25 protein-coding genes are annotated in these 23,604 nt (G+C 47.9%); 4 read left to right on the top strand and 21 right to left on the bottom strand.

What is annotated here, in order from left to right:
- Window positions 1-51: 51 nt before the first annotated feature.
- A complete protein-coding gene (locus BDD39_RS04715) occupies window positions 52-717 on the bottom strand; it encodes a cell wall hydrolase (RefSeq protein ID WP_166908601.1) in 666 nt (221 codons plus the stop codon).
- Window positions 718-975: 258 nt separating this feature from the next.
- On the opposite strand from BDD39_RS04715, the gene BDD39_RS04710 reads away from it, so the two are divergent.
- Window positions 976-1,410 carry a DUF2621 domain-containing protein gene (locus BDD39_RS04710; RefSeq protein ID WP_166908599.1) on the top strand — a complete coding sequence of 145 codons (435 nt, stop codon included), beginning with the start codon at window positions 976-978 and terminating at the stop codon, window positions 1,408-1,410.
- A 50-nt stretch (window positions 1,411-1,460) separates the two neighbouring features.
- Here the strand turns inward: BDD39_RS04710 and BDD39_RS04705 are convergent, their stop codons facing one another.
- From BDD39_RS04705 to BDD39_RS04695, 3 genes are all read right to left on the bottom strand, one after another.
- Window positions 1,461-1,943 (bottom strand): CcdC family protein, encoded by a 483-nt coding sequence (locus BDD39_RS04705; protein ID WP_166908597.1) that lies wholly within the window; start codon window positions 1,941-1,943, stop codon window positions 1,461-1,463.
- 77 nt (window positions 1,944-2,020) lie between these two features.
- A complete protein-coding gene (locus BDD39_RS04700; protein ID WP_166908595.1) occupies window positions 2,021-2,377 on the bottom strand; it encodes a response regulator in 357 nt (118 codons plus the stop codon).
- 30 nt (window positions 2,378-2,407) lie between these two features.
- Complete coding sequence (locus BDD39_RS04695; protein ID WP_166908593.1) at window positions 2,408-3,115, bottom strand: cytochrome c biogenesis CcdA family protein; 708 nt, start codon at window positions 3,113-3,115, stop codon at window positions 2,408-2,410.
- 167 nt (window positions 3,116-3,282) lie between these two features.
- Between BDD39_RS04695 and BDD39_RS04690 the strand changes: the two genes are divergently transcribed.
- Window positions 3,283-3,459 (top strand): Spo0E family sporulation regulatory protein-aspartic acid phosphatase, encoded by a 177-nt coding sequence (locus BDD39_RS04690; protein ID WP_166908591.1) that lies wholly within the window; start codon window positions 3,283-3,285, stop codon window positions 3,457-3,459.
- A gap of 21 nt (window positions 3,460-3,480) precedes the next feature.
- On the opposite strand, the gene BDD39_RS04685 is transcribed toward BDD39_RS04690, so the two are convergent.
- The 8 genes from BDD39_RS04685 to yneA all read right to left on the bottom strand — a co-directional run bounded on the left by BDD39_RS04685 (window position 3,481) and on the right by yneA (window position 11,543).
- On the bottom strand, window positions 3,481-5,265 hold the full coding sequence (locus BDD39_RS04685; RefSeq protein WP_166908589.1) for an ABC transporter ATP-binding protein: 1,785 nt from the start codon (window positions 5,263-5,265) through the stop codon (window positions 3,481-3,483).
- The gene (locus tag BDD39_RS04680) at window positions 5,262-7,016 is read right to left on the bottom strand and encodes an ABC transporter transmembrane domain-containing protein (protein WP_166908587.1); all 1,755 of its coding nucleotides are present in this window, start codon (window positions 7,014-7,016) and stop codon (window positions 5,262-5,264) included. Before BDD39_RS04680 ends, BDD39_RS04685 begins: the two co-directional genes overlap by 4 nt.
- Window positions 7,017-7,134: 118 nt before the next feature.
- The gene (locus tag BDD39_RS04675) at window positions 7,135-7,347 is read right to left on the bottom strand and encodes a YneF family protein (RefSeq protein ID WP_043904230.1); all 213 of its coding nucleotides are present in this window, start codon (window positions 7,345-7,347) and stop codon (window positions 7,135-7,137) included.
- An 87-nt stretch (window positions 7,348-7,434) separates the two neighbouring features.
- Window positions 7,435-7,872 carry a sporulation inhibitor of replication protein SirA gene (gene sirA, locus BDD39_RS04670; RefSeq protein WP_166908585.1) on the bottom strand — a complete coding sequence of 146 codons (438 nt, stop codon included), beginning with the start codon at window positions 7,870-7,872 and terminating at the stop codon, window positions 7,435-7,437.
- Window positions 7,873-8,026: 154 nt separating this feature from the next.
- Window positions 8,027-10,033, bottom strand: coding sequence for a transketolase (gene tkt, locus BDD39_RS04665; RefSeq protein ID WP_166908583.1), 2,007 nt, complete (start codon window positions 10,031-10,033; stop codon window positions 8,027-8,029).
- Window positions 10,034-10,167: 134 nt separating this feature from the next.
- Complete coding sequence (locus BDD39_RS04660; protein ID WP_166908581.1) at window positions 10,168-10,398, bottom strand: DUF896 domain-containing protein; 231 nt, start codon at window positions 10,396-10,398, stop codon at window positions 10,168-10,170.
- 158 nt (window positions 10,399-10,556) lie between these two features.
- Window positions 10,557-11,216, bottom strand: coding sequence for a YneB family resolvase-like protein (locus BDD39_RS04655; protein WP_166908579.1), 660 nt, complete (start codon window positions 11,214-11,216; stop codon window positions 10,557-10,559).
- A 21-nt stretch (window positions 11,217-11,237) separates the two neighbouring features.
- Complete coding sequence (gene yneA, locus BDD39_RS04650; protein ID WP_166908577.1) at window positions 11,238-11,543, bottom strand: cell division suppressor protein YneA; 306 nt, start codon at window positions 11,541-11,543, stop codon at window positions 11,238-11,240.
- A gap of 151 nt (window positions 11,544-11,694) precedes the next feature.
- Between yneA and lexA the strand changes: the two genes are divergently transcribed.
- Window positions 11,695-12,318 (top strand): transcriptional repressor LexA, encoded by a 624-nt coding sequence (lexA, locus tag BDD39_RS04645; protein WP_166908575.1) that lies wholly within the window; start codon window positions 11,695-11,697, stop codon window positions 12,316-12,318.
- A gap of 96 nt (window positions 12,319-12,414) precedes the next feature.
- Here the strand turns inward: lexA and glnA are convergent, their stop codons facing one another.
- The 4 genes from glnA to hflX form a co-directional block, all read right to left on the bottom strand.
- Window positions 12,415-13,749 (bottom strand): type I glutamate--ammonia ligase, encoded by a 1,335-nt coding sequence (gene glnA / locus BDD39_RS04640; RefSeq protein ID WP_166908573.1) that lies wholly within the window; start codon window positions 13,747-13,749, stop codon window positions 12,415-12,417.
- A gap of 41 nt (window positions 13,750-13,790) precedes the next feature.
- The gene (locus BDD39_RS04635) at window positions 13,791-14,192 is read right to left on the bottom strand and encodes a MerR family transcriptional regulator (RefSeq protein WP_166908571.1); all 402 of its coding nucleotides are present in this window, start codon (window positions 14,190-14,192) and stop codon (window positions 13,791-13,793) included.
- A gap of 75 nt (window positions 14,193-14,267) precedes the next feature.
- Window positions 14,268-15,536: a methionine gamma-lyase family protein gene (locus BDD39_RS04630; protein ID WP_166908569.1), complete on the bottom strand. Its 1,269-nt coding sequence runs from the start codon at window positions 15,534-15,536 to the stop codon at window positions 14,268-14,270.
- A gap of 13 nt (window positions 15,537-15,549) precedes the next feature.
- The gene (gene hflX, locus BDD39_RS04625; RefSeq protein ID WP_166908567.1) at window positions 15,550-16,800 is read right to left on the bottom strand and encodes a GTPase HflX; all 1,251 of its coding nucleotides are present in this window, start codon (window positions 16,798-16,800) and stop codon (window positions 15,550-15,552) included.
- Window positions 16,801-16,970: 170 nt separating this feature from the next.
- On the opposite strand from hflX, the gene BDD39_RS04620 reads away from it, so the two are divergent.
- Window positions 16,971-17,591, top strand: coding sequence for a trimeric intracellular cation channel family protein (locus tag BDD39_RS04620; RefSeq protein WP_166908565.1), 621 nt, complete (start codon window positions 16,971-16,973; stop codon window positions 17,589-17,591).
- Window positions 17,592-17,680: 89 nt separating this feature from the next.
- Here BDD39_RS04620 and BDD39_RS04615 read toward each other — a convergent pair whose 3' ends face one another.
- The 5 genes from BDD39_RS04615 to BDD39_RS04595 are packed head-to-tail and all read right to left on the bottom strand — an operon-like array spanning window position 17,681 to window position 23,604.
- Window positions 17,681-18,829 (bottom strand): thiolase family protein, encoded by a 1,149-nt coding sequence (locus BDD39_RS04615; RefSeq protein ID WP_166908563.1) that lies wholly within the window; start codon window positions 18,827-18,829, stop codon window positions 17,681-17,683.
- An 18-nt stretch (window positions 18,830-18,847) separates the two neighbouring features.
- A complete protein-coding gene (locus tag BDD39_RS04610) occupies window positions 18,848-19,699 on the bottom strand; it encodes a 3-hydroxyacyl-CoA dehydrogenase family protein (RefSeq protein ID WP_166908561.1) in 852 nt (283 codons plus the stop codon).
- Between the two features lie 40 nt (window positions 19,700-19,739).
- Complete coding sequence (locus BDD39_RS04605) at window positions 19,740-21,359, bottom strand: long-chain fatty acid--CoA ligase (RefSeq protein WP_166908559.1); 1,620 nt, start codon at window positions 21,357-21,359, stop codon at window positions 19,740-19,742.
- A gap of 7 nt (window positions 21,360-21,366) precedes the next feature.
- Complete coding sequence (locus BDD39_RS04600; protein ID WP_166908557.1) at window positions 21,367-22,443, bottom strand: CaiB/BaiF CoA transferase family protein; 1,077 nt, start codon at window positions 22,441-22,443, stop codon at window positions 21,367-21,369.
- 15 nt (window positions 22,444-22,458) lie between these two features.
- Window positions 22,459-23,604, bottom strand: coding sequence for an acyl-CoA dehydrogenase family protein (locus BDD39_RS04595; protein WP_166908554.1), 1,146 nt, complete (start codon window positions 23,602-23,604; stop codon window positions 22,459-22,461).

The following is a 23,604-nucleotide window of genomic DNA, read 5'->3' as shown; positions in this document are numbered from 1 at the left end:
TTTAAATACAAAAACGAGGATATCTCCTCTTTTCGCAGGGGATATCCTCGTTTATCTCGCAAACACATGATGCCCGATTCGGATCGTGACCGGTCTTGACAGCATCCATTTATCTTTTGTGATTTTCGGATTATAAAAGTAGAGCGAACCGCGATGGTCGTTCGGAAACAGCGATAGCGCCTTATCGACCGCAGCGTAATCCTCCTTTGTCGGCTGAATGTGGGTAAGCTTCCCTGTTCTTACTGGTACAAACGCATAGCCTGATTTTGTTTTTTGATAAATGACACCTTTGACCGTCTTTGGAAAAGCAGGATTTTTGACGCGATTGAAAACGACGAGCGCGACTTCCACTTTTCCGGCAAACGGCTCGCTAAAGCCGGTTTCCGCTTGGACAAGCTGTGCCAACAGTTTTCGCTCTTCGGCGCTAATCAAAATCGTCCGATTTTTGGAGGAAGAGCCCGTTTTCGACTCTGCGCATGAAGCTGCGGCAAGCTGAGGCACTTTAATTGTCTCGCCCTCATAAAGAGCATCGCTTTTGCGGCCATTTAATGATTTTAATGCCGAAATAGTAGTTTTATATGTTTTGGCAAGCTTTGAAAATGTATCGCCTTTCTTTACGTGATAGTATGTATACGAGGTTGCCGCTTCTGTGGAATGCGAAGTCAAACCAAAGGCCATACAGCAAACTACTGCGAGTGTTGCAACAGTTTTCTTCATCTATTATTCCTCCTCATAGTTGCTTTTTGGCTTGGCGTCTGTGTTTAATAGAGTAGCATGTTTGTTCGCAGCGGTCACTGTCTATCATTTCCATATTACGATTGTGAGGCCCTCGCATCCATTGATATATAAAGGATCACGGCGCTTCTTTACATTTCCATTACATTTTTGTAACAGAGTGATAAAAACGTGCTGATCTTGCCAAAACTCGCTTTTTTCGCAATAATGATTGATAGATTATTCGACGAGGTGGGAAGGATGCTAACAGGCTGGTTTCTATGGTTTATTTTGTTTTGGAGCGTATTTTTGCTTGTCACGATGTCGATCGGCGGCTTTTTTATGTTTCGCAAATTTTTAAAGCGGTTGCCGAAAGAAGACGGGAAATCGGAATTAGACTGGCAGGAATATTATATTGAACAGACGCGGCATTTATGGGGAGAAGAAGAGAAAGCGCTTTTAGAGGAGCTCGTCAGGCCGGTTCCTGAGCTGTTTCGCGATGTTGCCCGGCAAAAAATTGCCGGAAAAATCGGGGAGTTAGCGCTGCAGGAAAACGCCTCCCGAATCACAAAAGATTTAATTATCCGCGGCTATATTATCGCCACCCCAAAACGCGACCATAAGTTTTTAATCCGCACGTTAAAAGAAAAACAAATCAATATTGCCCCTTATGAGCATCTGTTGCAAAGTAAATAGGTGAAACGGCTGGCTGAAATAATAAAAGCGGGGATTTTCCCCGCTTTTTATTATGTCGTTAAAATCGGCGGCCGATGTTTTAAGTTCCGCGCTAGTTTTTTATAAGAAATATACATAGCAATGCGCCACGGCACAATCATCGAAAAAGCGAGCAAATAAAACATGCCGCTTAACTGGTGGTAATCGATCGTTCGGCCTAAATAAGCTTTCAATGCGAGGCGAATGAGGATCAACACGATTAAAATAAGCGCAAATGCTTTCGAACGCTTCAAATAAATTTCGCCATCTCTAATTTCAAATTTCGACGTTTTAATAAGAAAGATGGAAAAAAACGCTCCGAGCACAATCGCCTCAAGCAGCTCGCCTTTCGTCACGCGGAAAACAGGATCCAAAAACATAAGCATCCCAGTGCTCATAAATATCGGCGGCAAAATAATTTTCTTCACGTTTGTCGGTTTTTTCGATGCTTTCATGCGCACGAAGAATATGAGAAATGCCATGAAAACCGCAATGATTGATGTTATGATAGCCAAGCGCATCATCCTCTTCTTTCAAGTTTCATGATAAAGTATTATAGCAAAAATCCACAAATTGTGCATATCCATATTGCTTATAGTAAACGGCTGACCGCTTCAAGCACGCGGCTTTCTTCAAACGGCTTTACAATAAAATCGGCGGCGCCCGCCTCAATCGCCTCTACGACCATGCGCTGCTGCCCCATGGCCGAACAAATAATGATTTTCGCATTTCGATCCATTTGTTTGATCGCACGCACCGCACCGATCCCATTCATCACCGGCATCGTAATATCAAGGATGACAATATCTGGATTTAAACGGCGATATAACTCCACTGCTTCTTTTCCGTTTTCCGCTTCACCGATGACAGTATGATTCGCTTTTTGCAAAATTTTCGTCAACGTTACTCTCATAAACTTCGCATCATCAACAATGAGAATGGTAGCCATAATATTTACGATTCCCCCTAACAAACAAATTTAGAAGCCAGCAAATCCCCCAAAAATGCTTGTCGTGTACGCAATAATTTTTGTCATCCAATCGAAAAAGAGGACAATCCCCATCGCAATCATGACATATCCGCCGACTTTCACCATTTTCTCGCTATGATTGCGGATCCATTGCAACTTTCCAATAAAGAAAGAAAGAATAAAAAACGGCACAGCAAAGCCTAGCGAATAAGCGAGCATGTACAGCATTCCCGATCCAGGATTGATCGCCGCCAAAGCAATGACCGACACTAAAATCGGGCCGGTGCACGGCGTCCATCCCGCCGCAAACGCCATGCCGATAATGATCGAGCCGATGTAACCGGAAGGACGTTCTTGAAAAGAAAGACGGCGGTCTTTCATTAAAAAAGTTGGCTTCCATATTCCGACAATCATCAGACCAAAAACCACAATAAGAATGGCGCCGATTTGCCGAATGAAATCTTGATATTCGCTAAACCATCGGCCGATAAACGAGGTGCCAAATCCGATCGAAATAAAAATCAGTGAAAATCCAAGCAGGAAAAACAGGGTATGCAATAAACTGCGCCGCTGCATCATCGCATTCTCCGTTTTTAGCTCACTTACCGATACCCCGGTAATATAGGATAAAAATGCCGGGTACAAGGGCAGGCAACACGGAGAAATAAACGATAAAAAGCCGGCGCCAAACGCCAAAAACACATTGACATCCGTCATATTTATTCAACCCCTACACATTTTTTTATTTTTATTGTAGCAAAAATCGGCCTATTAGTAACGTATTGTCTAGCGTCAGTATATATTTTCTATTTTTCCTTTTTGCATTAACTGGTAAAATAGTATACAATACAATCACCTACTATAACGAAAGGGACTGTTCTTCCGTGATTCAAAACGAAATTTTAACATTAATTGAGCAAAAGCGGATGGAGCTTGTAGAAATTGTCGCGAAAAACGGATTGAACTCGGCCGCCGCCATTCAAATAAGCAAGGAACTTGATTCGCTTCTGAACGCTTATAACCGGCAAAAGCGTAAGCAAAAAAGCGCTTCCCAATCTTAGCGGGAAATGCGCTTTTTCTTTTTATACGTACTCTTGTGCATCTACTAGGCCATTTTGCAATAAATACATTTTATAATACAGCCCTTTTTGTGTCAGCAGCTCTTGGTGCGTCCCCCGTTCGACAATTTCGCCTCGATGGAGCACGAGAATTTGGTCGGCGTCTTGGATCGTGGACAGCCGGTGGGCAATCGCAATTGTCGTCCGACCTTTCCGCATTTTTGCGAGCGCCTCTTGAATCGCTCCTTCCGTTTCCGTATCAATATTGGCCGTCGCTTCGTCCAGCACCAATATTTTCGGATTTGCCGCGATCGTGCGCGCAAAAGAGATTAGCTGCCGCTGCCCGCTTGAGAAAGTAGCCCCTCTTTCCACTACTTGATGGTCGTATTTGTCCGGCAGCTTTTCAATAAACGCATCCGCTTGCACGTAGCGGGCGGCTTTGACGATTTGTTCATCGGTTAATGAATGGTTGTACATGCGGATGTTGTCTTTAATCGTCCCGTAAAAGAGAAACGGGTCTTGCAGCACAAGGCCGATATGTTTGCGCAGCTCTTCACGCGAATAATCGCGAATCGATATGCCATCAATGAGAATATCGCCGCGGTCAAATTCGTAAAAGCGCATTAACAAATTAATAATCGAACTTTTCCCGCTTCCGGTATGCCCGACAAGGGCGACCGTTTCTCCCGGGTTGACGACAAAGGAAATATGTTTAAGCACATCACGCTTCCCGTCATAGGAAAAACTGACATCGCGAAACTCAATTTTTCCTTCTTGAATGACCGCTGTGGATGTTTCCGCATTTTGCGGCGCCAATTCTTCATGATCCAAAAGGGCAAAGACGCGCGCGCCGGAAACAATCGCCTGCTGGTACAGCGATAGGCGCATCATCATTTGCGTCACCGGTTCGAAAAAGCGCTCCAAGTAGTTAACAAACGCGTACAGCACCCCGATTTCCACCGGGCTTTCTTGAGCGGAAATGCCGAAGAAGCTTAACACAACGATAATCGATACAATATAGACGAAATCGATCGCCGGACGCAGCAATAGGCCGTCGATTTTAATGTTTTTCATGCCTGCTGCATAATGTTTGTCGTTGATTTGCGCAAATTCTTGGTAAAGACGTTTTTGCTGGCGGAACGCTTGAATGATCGCCATTCCTTGCAGCGACTCGTTTAACTTTGCGTTCAATTCGCTGAGGCGCTCGCGCATATCTTTATAAAAAATCGAACTATAATGGCGATACAATTTCATAATCCAAATAATGACCGGCAAAATAAACAAACAATAAAGAGCAAGGCGCACGTTTAACGAAAACATGGCGATAAATACGCCGATGACAAATACGCCGTTTTGAATAAAAGCAGCAAGGACGCTGATAAACATGTCTTTGATCGCTTCTGTGTCGTTTGTCACGCGCGAGACGATGCTTCCGCCCGGCGTGCGGTCAAAATAGCTCATGCCAAGCTGATGCACTTTTGTAAACACATCCATCCGCAGCGCTTGAATCACTTCGAGCGCCAGTTCTTGAAACTTGACGAGCTGAAAATAAGAAATCACTGTTTTCAAGAGCAGCACGGCAATATAGATTGCCGCCAGCAAAAACAATGGGGCAAAATCCAAGCGCCGCGGCGTTAAATAGTCGTCGATAAATATTTTGACTAAATATGGCCCGACAAGCTCCCCAGCGGTCGCAAGCACAAGCAGGGCAAAGGCGAGCGCCGTGTCTTTCTTGTACCGGCGCATATAAGAAAGCAGTCTCCATAACACTTGCCGTTGTTCTTTTGGGGTTAACGGTTTATCGTTCATATTTCTCCTCCCTGTTCGACTAACGATTCGAGCTGCTGACGCTCGTACATGTCGCGATACCATCCGCGTTCTTGCATCAATTGTTCGTGCGTTCCCATTTGCACCATCCGCCCCTCATCGAGCACAACAATGAAGTCGGCGTGCTGAATCGCGCTCAAACGGTGGGCGGTAATGATCGTCGTTTTTCCGGAACGGTTTTCTTTTAAAGCGGATAAAATCCGTTCTTCCGTCTTCGCGTCCACCGCCGACAGCGAATCGTCCAAAATAAGCACTTCCGGATTCATTAGCAGCGCGCGCGCAATTGAGATCCGCTGCTTTTGGCCGCCCGAGAGAGAAACCCCTCTCTCGCCGACAATCGTGTCGTAGCCATCGGCAAATTGCATAATATCGTCATGGATATTGGCCAGCTTCGCCGCCTTCACCACTTCTTCTTCACTCGCTTCCGGCTTGGCGAACGCAATATTTTCCCTTACCGTCGCCGAAAATAGAAAATGGTCTTGCGGCACGTAGCCAATCGCCGCACGCAGCGCATCCAGTGTATATTCACTAATTTCGTGGCCGCCAAAACGAATTTCTCCTTCATATTGGTCAAATTCGCGCAGCAACAGCTTTAGCAACGTCGTTTTCCCTGCCCCCGTTTTTCCGACAACACCAAGCGTCTGGCCGCGCCGCAGGCAAAAGCGGATATTTTGCAAAACCGGGGCGATTTCGTTCGGGTATGTAAATCGCTTTATGTCGTAGACAATATCGCCGGTTGGGGGGATGGCAATCGCATCGTCTGCTTCTTGAATTTCCTCTTTCTCTGCAAGAAGCGCGCGGACGCGGTCATAGGAGGCTCGCCCCCGCTCAACAATATTAAACAGCCAGCCAAACGCCAGCATCGGCCATATGAGCAAGCCAAGATACGTTGTAAACGACACAAGTTCCCCAATCGTTAATTCTCCTGCAATGACCATTTTAGCGCCGAATATGACCGCTAAAAAAAAGGAAATGCCGACAATCAATGAAATCGTCGGGTCAAACAAGGCGTCGATTTTTGCGACCGCCACGTTCTTCGCGACCACCTCTTCCGACTGCTTGCGAAACGATTCGACGTCCTCTTGTTCATAGCCAAACGATTTAATGACGCGAATGCCGCTGATGCTCTCTTGCACCTTATCGTTTAAAGACGAAAACGCTTCTTGCGCCTTTAAAAAGCGCTTATGCAAAATCGTTCCGTAACGGCTTGTGGCAATCGCCATGATCGGCATTGGCAACAAACTGATGATCGTTAATTTCCAGCTGATGGTCAGCGCCATCGTCGCCAGCACGAAACCGCCGAGCGTCAAGGAGTCGACAAGCGTCAAAATTCCGCTTCCCGCCGTCTGCTGAATCGCCTGCAGATCATTGGTCGCGTGCGCCATTAAATCGCCGATCCGTTTTCGCTGATAAAAAGATGGCGACATTTTCGTAAAATGGGCATATAGCTCATTGCGAATCTGACGCGCCAGTTTCACCGCAGAACCAAAAATTAAAATCCGCCACCAATAGCGCAAGATATACAACATGACCGCCACGGCAAGCAAAATCGCAATCCAGCGGGCAAGCGCCGCTTTTGTCATCGTTCCTTCTTTGATATGATCAATCACGATCCCAATTACTTTGGGTGGAATCGTTTCTAAAAACGCGACGACGATAAGGGTAAGAATCCCTGTTATATACGCTTTTTTCTCTTGACGGAAAAACCAAAATAAATCGCGGAATACTGTCATCGTACCTCTCCCATCATGACATAAAATGCGCTATATTATTGTAACAAAAATGTGAAAATTTAGAAAGATCGTTTTTTCAAAATAAAAAGACACTCCGGATCGAGTGCCTGTCTGATGTTTATTTGAGATGGTTGTTCATCATTTTCATCATCTGGTTGATTTTCTTCTGGGATGGCGTCATTCCCATTTGCATCATCATCATACGGATCATTTGCTCATTAATTGGCGGATTTTTCTTTAAATAGTTCATCATCGTTTTGCGGGCAATGAAAAATCCTAGCGCCGTTCCGGCAATAAGCGCTAGAATGCCAACGAGAATCGTTGTCCACATACAGCTATTTCCTCCTTCATGTTGTCTAACTAACAGTGTACTAAACCATGTGGTATTATACAATATTTCCTGACAAAAATCTTTTATTTACGCAAATTTTCTTCCGCCTGTCGAATTGGTAAGCCATCCGTAGTCGTCAAAATCGGCGTCGACCGCTAAAAATGAAGGAGATACTTGCGCAAGCGCGTGGCAAATGTCGCTGGCAATCGATTGGCTGTCGGTGACAAGAAGCAGACGGCGCTTTTGCACGATCAGCAGCGCTTCATCCCCGATTTCGTTTCGCAATATAAACATATTTCGTTCTAAATTTTTATTGACGCTGCCCGCAAAATATTGTTTCAATCCTAATTCCAATCTGGAAAACGATAACCGCTCGGTAATAAATTCCACTTGTTTTCGGCAAATGCTTTTTAACGGTGCTTTGGCGCATTGGTGCTCACGCAATAGTTCGACAATCTTTTCCGTTCGATTGCGGTAATAGCTTGCCACTTCTTCATTTAGCAAATAAATCCAATAACGTACCATTCCCATCCCCCGTTCCTACGTTTTCATTTGCTTCTATTATAGAGAAACTAAGAAAAAAAAGATGTCTATTAACGGAAAATTTTTTCACTAACATTGTCGATTTTTGCATAACAAAAGCTGTCTCCGACCGAGTGGCGAAGACAGCTTTTTCTTGTTATTTCCCAAGCAATGCTTTGACCCGTTTTACGACGTTCTCCACCGTAAATCCGTACTCTTCCATAATTTTCTCTCCTGGTGCCGAAGCGCCGAAGCGGTCAATCGCTAAAATATCGCCTTCTTCGCCGACGTAGCGATCCCAGCCGAGCGACGCGGCCATTTCAATCGCCAACCGTTTTTTCACAGCGCGTGGCAGCACTTGTTCTTTATAGTCAGCAGATTGCTTTTCAAAGCGATCCCAAGAAGGCATGCTGATGACGGAAACGTGAATGCCTTCTTCGGCCAATGCTTCTTGCGCTTTGACGGCAAGGCTTACTTCCGATCCGGATGCGAGCAGCAACGCTTCTGGCTGGCCATTTTTCGCCTCCGCTACCACATATGCACCTTTTTTCACTCCTTCATACGCCCGCTCTGCCGTATTCGGCAGTGTCGGTACGTTTTGCCGCGTCAACACCAGTGCGGTAGGATGATCGGTTGCTTCCAAGGCCAGCCGCCATGCTGCCGCCGTCTCATTCGCATCAGCCGGACGAATGACCGATAAATTCGGCATTGCTCTTAACGATGGAAGGTGCTCGATCGGTTCGTGCGTCGGACCGTCTTCACCGACGGCAATGCTGTCATGCGTCAGCACGTACGTAACCGGCAAGCCCATTAAAGCAGCGAGACGGATGGCCGGACGCAAGTAATCGGAGAACACAAAGAACGTACCACCGAATACTTTCAGACCACCGTGCAGCGCCATTCCGTTTAAAGCCGCGCCCATCGCGAATTCGCGAACGCCAAACCAAATGTTGCGGCCGTCATAGCTTTCCGGCAAAAAGTTGCCCGCGCCTTTCATTAATGTTTTGTTGGAGCTTGCGAGGTCCGCCGAACCGCCAAATAGTTGTGGAACCGCTTTTGCAATCGCGTTGATCACTTCTCCGGAAGAGGCGCGCGTTGCCAAGCTTTTCCCTGCTTCATACACTGGGAGCGATTTTTCCCATCCTTCCGGAAGTTTGCCATCGATCGCCAATTTCAATTGGTTCGCTAAATCCGGATATGCTTTCTCATACGCGGCAAACAGCTCGTTCCACTCCGCTTCTTTTTTCTCGCCTGCTTCTTTGACCACCTCGCGGAAATGGTCGTATACTTCTTGCGGAACGTAAAAATCTTCTTCAAACGTCCATTTATACGCTTCTTTCGTAAGTTTCAACTCTTCCGTCCCAAGCGGAGCACCATGTACGTTAGACGTTCCGGCTTTGTTTGGTGAACCGTAGCCAATGGTCGTTTTCACTTCAATCAGCGTCGGACGGGTCGTATCTGCTTTCGCTTCTTCCAGCGCTTTTGCAATTTCTTCGATATTATTGCCGTCTTCGACGCGCAAATATTGCCAGCCGTATGCTTTAAAGCGTTGTTCTACGCTTTCAGAGAAGGAAAGGTTTAATTCGCCGTCAAGCGAAATATCGTTCGAATCATACAGAACAATCAAGCGGCCAAGTTTTAAATGCCCCGCTAACGACGCCGCTTCGGAAGCGACACCTTCCATTAGATCGCCGTCGCCGCAAATTGCATATGTGTAATGGTTTACAATTTCAAATCCTTCACGGTTATATGTAGCTGCCAAATGACGTTCCGCCATCGCCATGCCAACGGCCATCGCAATTCCTTGGCCAAGTGGACCGGTCGTTGCTTCCACTCCCGGCGTATGCCCGTATTCCGGATGTCCAGGCGTTTTGCTACCCCATTGGCGGAATTGTTGAATATCTTCCATGGAAACATCATAACCGCTTAAATGAAGCAAGCTATATAGCAACATCGAGCCATGGCCCGCTGATAAAACAAAGCGGTCGCGGTTAAACCATTTCGGGTTGCTCGGATTATGGTTCATAAATTTCGTCCACAGCGTATACGCCATCGGCGCGGCGCCCATCGGCATTCCCGGATGCCCGGATTTCGCCTTTTCGATCGCGTCGATGGATAAAGTGCGGATCGTCGTAATCGCTAGTTCCTCGATCGTATGCGGCATATCTTTCCATCCTTTCATTAACATAGTGTCAACTCTATCATATAGAAAATTTCTCAAGATGTACAATATTAAGTGGCGCATAAAACAGAAAAAGAAAGCATCTTTTTATAGCATGCTTTCTTTTTCCAACAATATTAATTCATCCGCTTCTTTTGGCTTTCTTTTAATTTTTTCGGCGTGACGTCATTGCCGTTAGGGTCGATGACCGTTACAAAATGTAACATATCCTCCATCGCTTTACGAAACACTTGGATGTATTCGCGGCGAAGCTGCTGCTGTTCCAACGCTTCGTCTGCCGTCAAACCAGCCGTTTTTGCCTTTTTCGCCAATTCGTTAATGCGTGCCATTTTTTGTTTTGATAACATAACTGCCTCCACCTATTTTCTTGTTGTTACGCTCCCATCTTATAGGACGGAAAGAAAAATTGCAACGATCTTGTTTTTCCCCCGCAAGCCTGCACTATAGGCAAAATTATCGAGAGAATAAAAGCCGTATATATCGTTCCGCCCGAAAACAAAGCAGTCTATCTTCCATGCGGCGAAGCATGCTCATCGACATATTCCCGGTAGCGGCGATGGACGGTCGCTTTTGATACGTCATATCCAAAACCGCGCAACGTGGCGGCGATTTCGGCAAACGTCAAACCGTTGTGGCGCAAGCGGACGATTTCTTCGACAGGGAGCTCCTTTCGTTCCCGGCCGGCGTTTTCTCCCATATGTTTTAAATTTCGTTCGGGGCGGTAACCTTGCTCCACCGCCCGCTTCATTCCGCGCTTAATTTTTAAATTATGTATTTTCCGTTGATATTCTTCGACAATGCTAATAATGTTCAGCACCATCTCATCCGCTTCCGACAGCTGCATTTCACCGTTATGGGCGATGGTATATATTTTTACCCCTTCTTTTTGGATGCAATGAAGCAGGGCTATTCGTGCATGGCCGCGACCCAGCCTTGTTTCATCTTGAACTAAAAGCGCGTCAACCTCTTGTTCTTTGAATGCCGAAAGCAGCTCAAACACACCGTCTCTGTCCACTTCATAGCCGCTCGCCTGCTCCATAATCACTTTCACTACTTCAAAGCCATGCTTCTTCGCAAGCTGCTCCAGCTCTTCCCTCTGCCGTTCGAGCGATGTTTCCTGTTCTTCTTTTTCGGTGCTGACGCGGCAATATATAATCGCTTTCATGCGATACCATCCTCTTTCATGTTATTGGTTGACAGCCAACTGTTTATCTTCCTTTGATTTTAACACAGGAATAACAATTTTTTCACCGGCAATAATCCGCTGGCCGGATAGATGGTTAACGTCGACGACCCAGTTGATGAATTCCTCCGTGGAAAGCCCGTGCTGATCTTCATATTCTTTCGCCAGCTTCCAAAGCGTGTCTCCGGAAGCGACGGTAATTTCCATATATTGATCTTTTTCCACCGGTTTGTTTGCGTAAAACAGCGCCCCGATCACCATAAACAACAACAAAGAAAAGATAAGATAATGCACTATCATCCGTTTCATATTCCCCACCTCTTAAGAATGTTTGTTCGGTTTTGTTCTCATTATAATAAAGAACATTTGTTTGTGTCAATATAAATCTCGAACTTATGTTTGTTTTTTCCCTATCGCCGTGTTATAATATAAGCAAATGATGTGGCGAGAGGTGTATAGAATGACGAAACTATCAAAGCGGCAGCAACAAATTTTAGATTTCATCAAAAAAGAAGTAAAAACAAAAGGATATCCCCCTTCCGTCCGGGAAATTGGCGAAGCGGTCGGACTTGCTTCGAGTTCTACCGTCCATGGGCATCTTGCGCGGCTCGAAAGCAAAGGATACATTCGCCGCGACCCAACGAAGCCGCGTGCGATTGAAATATTGGATGCCGATTTCACTGCGACGAAGGAAAAAGAGGATGTTATCTCTGTGCCGATAATTGGAAAAGTGACGGCCGGACAGCCAATTACCGCAATTGAAAACATCGAAGATTATTTTCCGCTGCCAAAACGGCTCGTTCCTACAGAAGATCAAGTTTTTATGCTTGAAGTGATGGGTGACAGCATGATTGAGGCAGGGATTTTGGATGGCGATTACGTGATTGTGCGCCAGCAGTCTTCCGCTGATAATGGAGATATCGTCGTGGCGATGACCGAGGACAATGAAGCAACTGTCAAGCGCTTTTTTAGAGAAAAAGACCATATTCGCCTGCAGCCGGAAAATTCGAATTTGGAGCCAATTATTGTCCGCAATTGCACGATTCTCGGCAAAGTGATCGGCGTCTATCGCATTATTCATTGAAAAATAGAAAAGAAGTAAGATGGAGGACCCCTCCTGCTACCGTCCTGTATACATGAAAAATGGCTGTCTCGCTTGCACGAGACAGCCTCTTTGTTTTTAATAGAGTTCCATATATTGATCGCGTTCCCACTGATGGACCGTGGTGCGGAACATATCCCATTCGATTTCTTTCGCTTCGATGAAATGTTCGAATAAATGTTTTCCGAGCGCTTGCACAATGACTTCATCCGACTTTAAGTTTTCGAGCGCTTCCGCCAGTGTTGCTGGCAAGTCAACAATTCCTTCTTCTAAGCGCTCTTCTTTCGTCATGACGTAAATGTTGCGGTCGACCGGAGCCGGTGGAGTCAACTTGTTTTTAATTCCATCTAATCCCGCTGCCAATAATACGGCCATCGCCAAGTACGGATTGGCTGATGGGTCGACGCTGCGCACCTCAATGCGCGTGCTCATGCCGCGTGAAGCTGGAATGCGGATGAGCGGGCTACGGTTGCGGGCGGACCAGGCTACATAACATGGCGCTTCATAGCCAGGAACGAGACGTTTGTAGGAGTTGACCGTCGGGTTCGTTACCGCCGTAAAGTTTGGTGCGTGTTTCAGCACGCCGGCAATAAATTGCAGCGCCGTTTCGCTTAATTGCAAGTCCGCAGTTGGATCAAAGAACGCATTTTCATTATTTCTAAACAATGATAAATTGCAATGCATTCCAGATCCGTTAATGCCGAAGATTGGTTTTGGCATAAATGTGGCGTGAAGGCCGTGTTTGCGGGCAATCGTTTTGACGACGAGCTTAAATGTTTGAATGTCGTCGCACGCTTTCACCGCATGGGCGTATTTAAAATCAATTTCATGTTGGCCAGGTGCCACTTCATGGTGAGAAGCTTCAATTTCAAATCCCATTTCCTCAAGCTCAAGCACGATATCGCGGCGGCAGTTTTCTCCTAGGTCGGTCGGCGCCAAATCGAAGTAGCCGCCTCGGTCGTTTAATTCCAGCGTCGGGCGTCCTTTTTCATCTAATTTGAATAGGAAAAATTCCGGTTCCGCGCCTAAGTTGAACGAAGTAAAACCGAGCGCTTCCATTTCTTTTAAAATCCGCTTCAAGTTATAGCGCGGACATCCTTCAAACGGCGTACCGTCCGGATTATAAATGTCGCAAATAAAGCGGGCTACTTTTCCTTTTTCCGATGTCCACGGGAAAATGACAAACGTATCTAAATCAGGGTATAAGTACATATCCGATTCTTCAATCCGGACAAAACCTTCAATCGACGAACCGTCAAACATAATTTTGTTGTTTAACGCTTTTTCCAGCTGGCTGATCGGAATTTCGACGTTTTTAATCGTGCCAAGAATATCGGTAAATTGCAGACGGATATACTTGACGTTCTCTTCTTTGACGATGCGCATAATGTCTTCTCTTGTGTACTTTGCCATTTGAAATTCCTCCCCGGCTCCCAAGTTTTATTCAACAATCATTAATGAAAGAAGCGAGCGAGATCTCCTTGGCGAAGTGATGCACGTTGGAAACGCCCCGCCTGCAACAGCTCCGTTCGCAAAATTTCGCGCAGCTCCTCGTCTGATAGCTTTTGTTTCACAACTTTTTCCACTTTTTCTGGCTGCTCTTTGCGACCAGCCTGCCGCGACGCAAAAATTTGCTTAATGCCGGCCAAGTTGACTCCTTGATCAATCAAATCTTTGATTTCAAGAAGGCGGTCAATATCATTGAGGGAAAACAAGCGGCGATTTCCCTCGGTCCGCGCTGGAGACACAAGGCCATGCTCTTCATAATAACGGATTTGGCGGGCGGACAGCTCTGTCAATTGCATCACAATCCCAATCGGAAACAATGGCATGGAACGACGAATATTGCTATTCATGCCAATTCCTCCTCGCTTATGATAGTTTCATTTTACAATGTGTAAGAAAACGTGTCAATAAAATGTTAGATTTTCTTACAAAGAGATTAATTGTTTTTCGATTAATTGGTCAATCGCCGAACAAATTGCGATTTTTACATGGGAATACGTTAATCCTCCTTGTACGTAAGCCACGTACGGCGGGCGGATCGGTCCGTCCGCCGTTAATTCAATGCTCGCTCCTTGGACAAAAGTTCCTGCCGCCATAATCACGTCATCCTCGTAGCCGGGCATATAGCTCGGGTACGGGGTGAAGTGGGCGTTGACCGGAGAGGAAAATTGAATCGCCTGGCAAAAAGCGATCATTTGCTCTGGATCGTCAAATTGGACCGATTGCACCAAATCGGTGCGCTCCGCATCCCAGGAAGGGTCGGTGTTTAGACCGATCCGCTCTAGCATCGCGGCGGTGAAGACCGCCCCTTTTAGCGCCTGGCCGACGATGTGCGGTGCTAGGAAAAAGCCTTGATACATTTCGTGCAGACTATATAATGCCGGGCCTGCCTCCGCTCCGATCCCCGGCGAAGTCATGCGGTACGAGCACGCTTCTACATATTGTTTTTTCCCGACAATATATCCGCCCGTTTTCGCAAGCCCTCCACCGGGATTTTTAATGAGAGAGCCAGCGATTAAGTCGGCACCGACATGGCAAGGTTCTTTTTCCTCGACAAATTCTCCGTAGCAATTGTCAACGAAAACGACGACATCGGGCTTCACGGTCTTGACAAAAGAAATCATTTCGCGAATTTCTTCAATCGTAAAGGACGGTCTTGTCGCATAGCCCCTTGAGCGCTGAATGCCGATCATTTTCGTCCGCTCATGGATGGCCGCTTTGACGGCATCGAAATCCACCTTCCCTTCCGGGGTGAGCGGCACGCTTTGGTAACCGATCTGAAATTCTTTTAACGAGCCGTTGCCGCTGCCGCGGATGCCGACGATTTCTTCCAGCGTATCATATGGGTTTCCAGTAATGTACAATAACTCATCGCCTGGCCGCAAAATGCCAAATAACGCGATCGTAATGGCATGCGTCCCAGAGATAATTTGGGGGCGGACAATGCCTGCTTCGCCGCCGAATACATCGGCATAAATTTGTTCCAGTGTGTCACGGCCGATATCATCATAACCATATCCGGTAGACGGAATAAAATGGCTGTCGCTTACTTGATGGCGGCGAAAGCTGTCTAGCACGCGATATTGATTCACATCAATCCGTTCCTCAATTTTTTGATGAATTGGAGCAATTTGCGCTTCCACTTCTTTTACTAGTGCAGCAATTTTTTCTCCATGTCGCAGCTGTGTAAACATACGATGACCCTTTCTATTTTTGAAATTGACGCAACTGTCCGTAAAGCGGATGTTTTGGCATGACATACCCTTTGCATTCATACATGCCGCTTTCTTCATTATAATGCAATTCGTGCAAAATCGTTTCTGATTTTAACTGAGCCAGCAATTTTCCCTCATTATCAGGGATCGATACGTAATATTCGATCATTTGTTTCTTGACCATCTCTTCGATAAACTGCCGCAGTCGCTGAATATCGTCGGCGCAAAACGCGCTCACCATCATCGCTTCCGTTTTCGTGCTTGGCACAAAATGAGGGTGACGAATATCCCGCTTATTATAAATCGTAACGATAGGAATAGACGACACACCAAGCTCATCAAGCAGGTCGTAAACCGTCTGTTCATGATGATAATAATCCGGGTTGGAGGAATCAACGATATGCAATATTAAATCCGCTTCTTTTACTTCTTCGAGCGTCGAGCGAAACGCCGCGACTAACGTCGTCGGCAAATCTTGAATAAAACCGACCGTATCGGTTAAGAGCACCGTATAGCCGCTCGGAAGAATAAGCCTGCGCGTCAGCGGATCAAGAGTGGCAAACAATAAATTTTCTTCGAATGAATCGGCCGCGGTCAAGCGATTAAATAACGTTGATTTTCCCGCGTTCGTGTAACCGACAAGGGAAATTTGGAAAGCGCGATTTTTTTTGCGGCGCTCCCGATAGCGCTCACGATGTTCGGCCACCAGTTTCAATTGTGTTTTAATCTCATCGATGCGCCGATAAATATGGCGGCGATCCGTTTCTAACTTCGTCTCCCCCGGTCCCCTCGTGCCGATTCCGCCGCCAAGGCGGGACAACGCTGTTCCTTGCCCGCCTAAACGCGGCAATAAATATTGCAATTGCGCCAGTTCTACTTGCAGTTTGCCTTCTTTCGACCGGGCGCGCTGGGCGAATATATCTAAAATAAGCTGGGTCCGGTCAATAATGCGCACCGCCAGCAGTCTCGCCAAGTTGCGGTTTTGGCTTGGCGACAGTTCATCGTTAAAAATAACGAGATCGGCTTCCATTTGCTCGACAAGATGTACAAGTTCTTCTACTTTGCCTTTTCCGATATAGGTGGCCGGATGGATCGCTTCCCGCTTCTGCGTCACCGTCGCAACAACTTCTCCGTTTGCCGTATGCACGAGCGATGCCAATTCTTCCATCGAATAAAAAAACCGCTCATCATCAATATGAGGAAGCTGGCATCCGACTAAGATCGCCTTCTCCCGTTCGCTCAATTAGGCACCTTCTTTCCAACAGCATCACTGAGTCTGTCTCCATCATAGCAAATCTGCGGCAAAATCGCCACGGCCTTTGTTTGCAGCAAACATTCTTGTTCCAGCTATTGATTTTCCGCCTCCTTCGCCATACAATGTTACCGTATAACAGGAAGGAAAGGGATGCATCAATGACATGGGAAGTGTTAAGCATCATCGGCACGATTGCGTTTGCGATCAGCGGCGCGATTGTCGCAATGGAAGAAGAATATGATATACTTGGCGTTTATATTTTAGGCATTGTCACCGCGTTTGGCGGCGGCGCGATCCGCAATTTGCTCATTGGCGTTCCCGTCTCCGCCCTATGGGAGCAAGGAACTTTATTTATAATCGCATTAATCGCCATGACGGTCGTTTATTTATTTCCGCAAAAAACATTGCCCCATTGGAAACGGTGGGGGAACTTTTTTGATGCGCTCGGCCTTTCCGCGTTTGCCATTCAAGGCGCGCTTTACGCTGTTAAAATGAACCACCCGTTAAGTGCGGTTATTGTTGCCGCCGTGCTGACCGGAAGCGGCGGCGGCATCGTCCGTGACATTCTTGCCGGCCGAAAGCCGCTCGTGCTGCACGCGGAAATTTATGCGGTATGGGCGATTGTTGCCGGCATCGCGGTTGGCACAAAATTGGCGTCCACCCCTGTCGAACTTTATATATTGTTTTTTATCGTTACACTATTAAGAATCTTATCGTATACGTACCATTGGAAACTGCCGCACCGTTCGCTAAGGAATCAGGCAGTCGATCAATCATGAGCCTCTCCCACCTACACTCTGTTTAGAGGTGGGAGACTTCTCGATAAATATGTTAAAAAACCGGCGCATGATGCACGCCGGTTTTTTCGTTACAGCCGTTCGATAATCGTCGCCGTGGCCATCCCGTGGCCGATGCAAATCGTCAGCAATCCGTATTTGCCTTTTCGCCGTTCGAGTTCGTAAACGAGCGATGTCATTAATTTTGCGCCCGTCGCACCCAACGGATGGCCAAGCGCAATGGCGCCGCCGTTGACGTTTACTTTAGAGAACGGCGCGCCGATTTCCTTTTGCCACGCTAATACAACAGGAGCAAACGCTTCGTTAATTTCGATTAAATCGATATCCTCTATCGTTAGTCCTGCTTTTTCGAGCACTTTTTTCGTTGCCGGAATCACCCCATCGAGCATATACGTCGGATCGGAGCCGACGACCGTTTGCGCGACGATTCGCGCTTTTGGCGTTACACCAAGCTTTTGTGCCGTTTCCCTTTCCATCAATAACACCGCCGCCGCTCCGTCGCTCATTTGGCTCGCATTGCCGGCGGTAATTTTTCCGTTTTCCCGGAAAACGGGCTTCAAAGAAGCGAGCGCTTCCGGCGATGTATCCGGGCGCGGGCCTTCATCTTTCGTGACGATGATTTCGTTTCCTTCTTTATCGAGTCCTTTTACCGGCACGATTTCTTTGTCAAATATTCCTTCCCGCTGGGCACGAAGGGCGCGCTGATGGCTTTCGTACGCATAGGCGTCGAGCTGCTCGCGCGTCAAGCCATACTTTTCCGCGATTAGCTCGGCGGAAACGCCTTGATGGACAAATTCGTATTTTTCATGGAGCGACGGCGGAATCGTATGTTCGTTGCCATCGCTTAAAATCGGCACCTTCGTCATGCTTTCCACTTCGGCGGCAATTGTAATATCCATGTCGCCCGAACGGATTTCCTGAGCAGCGAAATGAATCGCTTGCTGTCCTGAGCCGCACATCCGATTGATTTGCACCGCCGGCACCTCGACGGGAAACCCTGCCTCGAGCGCGGCGAGCCGGCCGATGTTATAGCCTTGCTCGGCAATTGGCGTCACACATCCCATGACGATGTCTTCGACCAACCGTTTTTCGATTCCCGCCCTTTTCACTACTTCATCGAGCACCGTCGCCGCTAAATGGACGGGATGGACGTTGCGGAACACCCCGTTGCGTTTGCCGACCGGCGTGCGCACCGCTTCGACAATGACCACTTCTCTCATCGTTTTTCCACCTCGCGTCTATTCGTTATACGTATAAAATCCTTTTCCTGTTTTTCTTCCTAAATATCCCGCTTCGACCAGCTTGCGCAGCAGCTGCGGCGCCCGGAAGCGGTCCCCGTACGCTTCCGTTAAATTTTCGCTGACAAACAGCATCGTATCCAATCCGACCATATCAGCGAGCTCTAACGGCCCCATCGGATAGTTCAAGCCGAGGCGGACGGCCTTGTCGATATCTTCCGCCGAAGCGATTCCTTCCTCATACATGCGGATGCATTCAATCATATGCGCGGCAATCGCCCTTGTCGTGACAAATCCTTGCCGGTCTTTGACGACGACCGTTTCTTTGCCAATTTCTTTGGACAGGTGTTGAATCGCCGCCACCGTATCATCTGACGTTGTTTCGCCTTTCACGATTTCAATGAGCTTCATCACCGGAGCCGGATTAAACCAATGCATCCCGATTACTTTATCCGGCCTTGCCGTCGCCGCAGCAAGCGCCGTAACGCTTAGCTCGGACGTGTTCGTCGCCAAAATCGCTTCCTGTTTCGCATAACGGTCTAACCGCTGAAAGACATCTTTCTTTAGCGTTAAATCTTCCGGCACCGCTTCAATGACGACATCCGCGTCTTGCACCGCTTCTTGCAAATCGGTTGCGGTACGAATTCGCTGCAGCGTTTGCTGCGCATCTTGTTCGGATAATTTTCCCGCCTTCACAAAGCGGGCCAAGCTTTTTTGAATCGAAGCAATCCCTTTGTCAAGGGCCGCTTCGGAAATATCATATAAACGGACATCTTTGCCCGCCATCGCGATCGACTGGGCGATGCCGCTTCCCATCAATCCTGCGCCGATCACAGCAATCGTTTCCGCCATCACAAAATCCCCCGTTTCCTGTTTCGTTATCCATTTATATTTATTGCGCATTCGTATTTGTGAAATATTCTTGCAGCTGGTCGCGCAATTTCCGCTTCAAAAACTTGCCTACGCTCGTTTTCGGTATTTCTTTCATAAAGACAATATCGTCCGGCAGCCACCATTTCGTAAACTGCGGCCGCAAAAAGTCATACAGTTCTTCTTTCGTGACCGTTTTTCCTTCCTTCAACACGACGCAGGCGATCGGGCGCTCCTGCCATTTCGGATGCGGAACGGCGACAACCGCTGCTTCAAACACCGCTTCATGGGCCATGAGCGCGTTTTCTAAATCAACGGAAGAAATCCATTCCCCGCCGCTTTTAATCACATCTTTTGTCCGGTCGACGATTTTGACAAACCCTTCTTCATCGACGGTGACGACATCGCCCGTGTGCAGCCAGCCATCACGGAACGCTTCTTTTGTCCGCTCGTCATTGTAATACTCAGCGGCAATCCACGGACCGCGCAAACAGAGTTCGCCCATTTCTTTTCCGTCCCAGTTTACCTCGCCGTCTTTGCCGACGATTTTCATTTCCAGGCCTGGAGCGAGAATCCCCTGCTTCGCGCGGAATTCCAGCTTTTCTTCATACGGCAGATCTTGCTGATAGCTTTTCAGGCGCGATACGAGCACGAGCGGACTTGTCTCGGTCATGCCGTAGGCGTGAATAAACGGAATATGATATTTCTCTTCGAACGCGCGGATGATTCCTTTTGGCGCCGCCGCACCGCCGCAAATGACGCGCGTCAAGCTGCTTACATCGTAATTGCCTTTCTCCAACTCTTGCAGGAGACCGAGCCAAATCGTCGGCACTCCGGCGGTGATCGTCACTTTTTCCGATTCAATTAATTGCGCCAGCACTTTCGGAGTAAACGCCGGTCCCGGCATGACGAGCGTCGCACCGAACCATGTCGCGGCAAACGGAATTCCCCACGCATTGACGTGGAACATCGGCACTACCGGCATCGCGACATCACGCTCGCAAAGCCCTTGCGTATCAGCAAGCCCGAGCGCCATGCTATGCAAGACGGTGCTGCGGTGCGTATACATGACCCCTTTTGGATTTCCCGTTGTTGCCGACGTATAGCACATTCCCGCCGGCTGATATTCATCCAAATCTTTTTTAAACGGGAATGCTGGGTCTCCTTGCTCCAATAGTTTTTCATAATGATAGACAGGGGAAAGCGTCGTTTCCGGAAGCTCTTCTTCATCGGTCATAATAATGAACGCGCGCACGTTTGGAATCTCGTCTTTCACCGCTTCAATGGCCGGAAGCAAATCGTCATCAATGAGCAGCACGCGGTCGTCGGCGTGGTTAATAATATAGGCGATATGCTGCGGCGAGAGACGGATGTTAATCGTATGCAGCACCGCGCCGATGCCCGGGATGGCAAAATACGCTTCCAAATGGCGGTGGTGGTTCCAGGCAAACGTTCCGACGCGGTCACCGACGGAAACGCCGAAATTGGCCAGGACGCTCGCAAGCCGTCTTGTTCGCTCGCCAATTTCTTTATATGTATGGCGAACGGTGCCATGCTTCATGCGGGAAACGACTTGTTTCGCCGGGAAAAACATTTCTGCTCTTTCTAGCATTGTTGAAATGTTTAATTGCGTCCTCATCATTTCCACATCACTCCTCATTTCGTAATAGATTGGCATGTTCATTCAATAATGGCGCTCTTTTCCGTTTATGAAATGTGTTTGGCTCGTAGCGGGTAGCCACTTCGATGCGCCCATCTGTGATGTGGACCATCTTCCGGTAACTGTCATCCGCAAACAGTGTTTTCGCCTCATCCGTTTCGAGCACGGGCGCAAGGCAGCAATCAACCGTTTGGCTAAACTCCAGCCATTCTTGCAACGTTTTCGATCGGAACAGGTTTACGATTTCTTGATAAACACGGTTGTCTTCGTCCGCCGGCGAATAATGATGGGCAATCCATTCCGGCTTGCCGACGGCGCGGCAAAAGTTTTCCCAAAAGTGCTTTTCCAAGGCGGCGAGGCTGACGTAGCGGCCGTCCTTCGTCTCATACAGCTGGTAAGATACGATCGTTCCCGCAAGCTCGGTGATGCCGTCTTTTCTCCCTGTGTGATGCTCGATGGCAAAATGATTTGCCATCATCGACAGCAAGCCGTCGACTAAGGACAGGTCGATGTAGGTTCCTTTCCCGGTCCGCTCGCGGTAAAACAAAGCAGCGAGAATTTGTTCGGCAGCATGGATGCTCCCGATTAAATCGGCGAGCGTGATCGTCGGATGGACAGGACGGCCCTGTCTGTCTTTTAACTGCGCCAACACACCGGTAAGCGCCATATAATTTAGATCGTGGCTGCCAAAAGACGAATACCGGCTATGCTGGCCGAAGCCGCTGATCGAGCAGTAAATGATCGTGTCGTTCCACTTTCGCACATCTTCATAGCCAAACCCGAGCCGCTCCATCACCCCCGGGCGGAAGCTTTCGATGAGGACATCCGCATTGCGTATCAGCTTTTTCGCTATTTGCACGTCCTGTTCGCTTTTTAAATCCAAGGCGATGCTTTTTTTGCCTGCGTTATTGGCATGAAATACGCATTCATCGGCAAGCGAACGCATCCGATCACCGCTTGGCGGTTCGATTTTAATGACTTCAGCGCCTAAATCAGCGAGGCGAAGGCTGGCAAACGGACCGGGCAGGTAGTGGGAAAAATCGATGACTGTGATTCCGTTTAACATGAGGTCACCTTCTTTCTATAAATCTAAGTTTCTTGCAATGATCGTTTTCATCATTTCATTCGTCCCGGCGTAAATCGCGCTGACTGGAATGTCGCGGTAGCGTCTGGCAATCTCGTATTCTTCCATATAGCCATAGCCGCCATGAAGCTGCATGCTCTCGGCAGCGACCCGCTTCGCCATTTCCGTAATCCACCATTTCGCCATCGACACGTGTGTGACGACGTTTTTTCCTTGCATATGCTCCTCAATCACACGATCGACAAACGTCCTGCCAAGAGCGATTTCCGTCGCCATTTCGGCGAGGCGGAATTGGATGGTTTGAAACTCGCTAATGCGTTTTCCGAACGCCGAACGCTGCTTGACATATTGCTTCGTCAGTTCAAACATCACTTCCGCCGCCGTCTGCGCGGCGATCGCCACCACCAGCCGCTCTTGCTGGAGCTTTTCCATCAAGTAGTAAAAGCCTTTTCCTTCTTCACCAAGCAAGTTTTCTTTCGGCACTTTCGCATCGTTAAAAAACAATTCGGCCGTATCTTGCGCGTGCAACCCGACTTTCTCGAGCTTACGCCCGCGCGTGAATCCCGGTGTATCGCGCTCGATGACAAGCAGGCTGATGCCCCGATGCGGCGGTTTGGCATTCGGATCGGTTTTGCAGGCGACGACGATTAAATCGGCGTGGATGCCGTTTGTAATAAACGTTTTTTGTCCGTTGACGATATAGTAATCGCCGTCTTTGACCGCCGTCGTCGAAATGCCGGCCAAATCTGACCCCGCTCCCGGCTCAGTCATCGCGATCGCCGTAATGATTTCACCGGACACGCATTTCGGCAGCCACTTCTGCTTTTGCTCTTCCGTTCCATAAGAGGCGAGGTACGGAACGACGATATCGTTATGCAAACCGATTCCGACCATACTAGACCCAACTTTTTCTAACTCTTCATTGATCACGACCGAATAGGCGAAATCAGCGTTAAAGCCGCCGTACTGTTCATCGACCCATGGGCAAAGAAATCCGTTTTCGCCCATTTTCGTCCAAAAGGAGCGGGGGATGATCCCGAGTTTCTCCCATTCTTCATAGTATGGATATGCCTCTTTTTCTAAAAACTTGCGGAAGGCATCACGGAAAATGTGATGCTCTTCGCGTAAGTAGCGAGCCGCCAT

The sequence above is a fragment of the Saccharococcus thermophilus genome (genome assembly GCF_011761475.1).
GTDB lineage: Bacteria > Bacillota > Bacilli > Bacillales > Anoxybacillaceae > Saccharococcus > Saccharococcus thermophilus.
Note: the sequence above shows the minus strand (reverse complement) of the source record. Positions and strands in the feature narration are given on the sequence as shown.

Coding starts and splice junctions, on each gene's coding strand:
- BDD39_RS04715 (WP_166908601.1), bottom strand. CDS start 717: ATGAAGAAAACTGTTGCAACACTCGCAGTAGTTTGCTGTATGGCCTTT.
- BDD39_RS04710 (WP_166908599.1), top strand. CDS start 976: ATGCTAACAGGCTGGTTTCTATGGTTTATTTTGTTTTGGAGCGTATTT.
- BDD39_RS04700 (WP_166908595.1), bottom strand. CDS start 2,377: ATGGCTACCATTCTCATTGTTGATGATGCGAAGTTTATGAGAGTAACG.
- BDD39_RS04695 (WP_166908593.1), bottom strand. CDS start 3,115: ATGACGGATGTCAATGTGTTTTTGGCGTTTGGCGCCGGCTTTTTATCG.
- BDD39_RS04685 (WP_166908589.1), bottom strand. CDS start 5,265: ATGAACGATAAACCGTTAACCCCAAAAGAACAACGGCAAGTGTTATGG.
- BDD39_RS04680 (WP_166908587.1), bottom strand. CDS start 7,016: ATGACAGTATTCCGCGATTTATTTTGGTTTTTCCGTCAAGAGAAAAAA.
- BDD39_RS04675 (WP_043904230.1), bottom strand. CDS start 7,347: ATGTGGACAACGATTCTCGTTGGCATTCTAGCGCTTATTGCCGGAACG.
- sirA (WP_166908585.1), bottom strand. CDS start 7,872: ATGGTACGTTATTGGATTTATTTGCTAAATGAAGAAGTGGCAAGCTAT.
- tkt (WP_166908583.1), bottom strand. CDS start 10,033: ATGCCGCATACGATCGAGGAACTAGCGATTACGACGATCCGCACTTTA.
- BDD39_RS04660 (WP_166908581.1), bottom strand. CDS start 10,398: ATGTTATCAAAACAAAAAATGGCACGCATTAACGAATTGGCGAAAAAG.
- BDD39_RS04655 (WP_166908579.1), bottom strand. CDS start 11,216: ATGAAAGCGATTATATATTGCCGCGTCAGCACCGAAAAAGAAGAACAG.
- yneA (WP_166908577.1), bottom strand. CDS start 11,543: ATGAAACGGATGATAGTGCATTATCTTATCTTTTCTTTGTTGTTGTTT.
- lexA (WP_166908575.1), top strand. CDS start 11,695: ATGACGAAACTATCAAAGCGGCAGCAACAAATTTTAGATTTCATCAAA.
- glnA (WP_166908573.1), bottom strand. CDS start 13,749: ATGGCAAAGTACACAAGAGAAGACATTATGCGCATCGTCAAAGAAGAG.
- BDD39_RS04635 (WP_166908571.1), bottom strand. CDS start 14,192: ATGAATAGCAATATTCGTCGTTCCATGCCATTGTTTCCGATTGGGATT.
- BDD39_RS04630 (WP_166908569.1), bottom strand. CDS start 15,536: ATGTTTACACAGCTGCGACATGGAGAAAAAATTGCTGCACTAGTAAAA.
- BDD39_RS04620 (WP_166908565.1), top strand. CDS start 16,971: ATGACATGGGAAGTGTTAAGCATCATCGGCACGATTGCGTTTGCGATC.
- BDD39_RS04615 (WP_166908563.1), bottom strand. CDS start 18,829: ATGAGAGAAGTGGTCATTGTCGAAGCGGTGCGCACGCCGGTCGGCAAA.
- BDD39_RS04610 (WP_166908561.1), bottom strand. CDS start 19,699: ATGGCGGAAACGATTGCTGTGATCGGCGCAGGATTGATGGGAAGCGGC.
- BDD39_RS04605 (WP_166908559.1), bottom strand. CDS start 21,359: ATGATGAGGACGCAATTAAACATTTCAACAATGCTAGAAAGAGCAGAA.
- BDD39_RS04600 (WP_166908557.1), bottom strand. CDS start 22,443: ATGTTAAACGGAATCACAGTCATCGATTTTTCCCACTACCTGCCCGGT.
- BDD39_RS04595 (WP_166908554.1), bottom strand. CDS start 23,604: ATGGCGGCTCGCTACTTACGCGAAGAGCATCACATTTTCCGTGATGCC.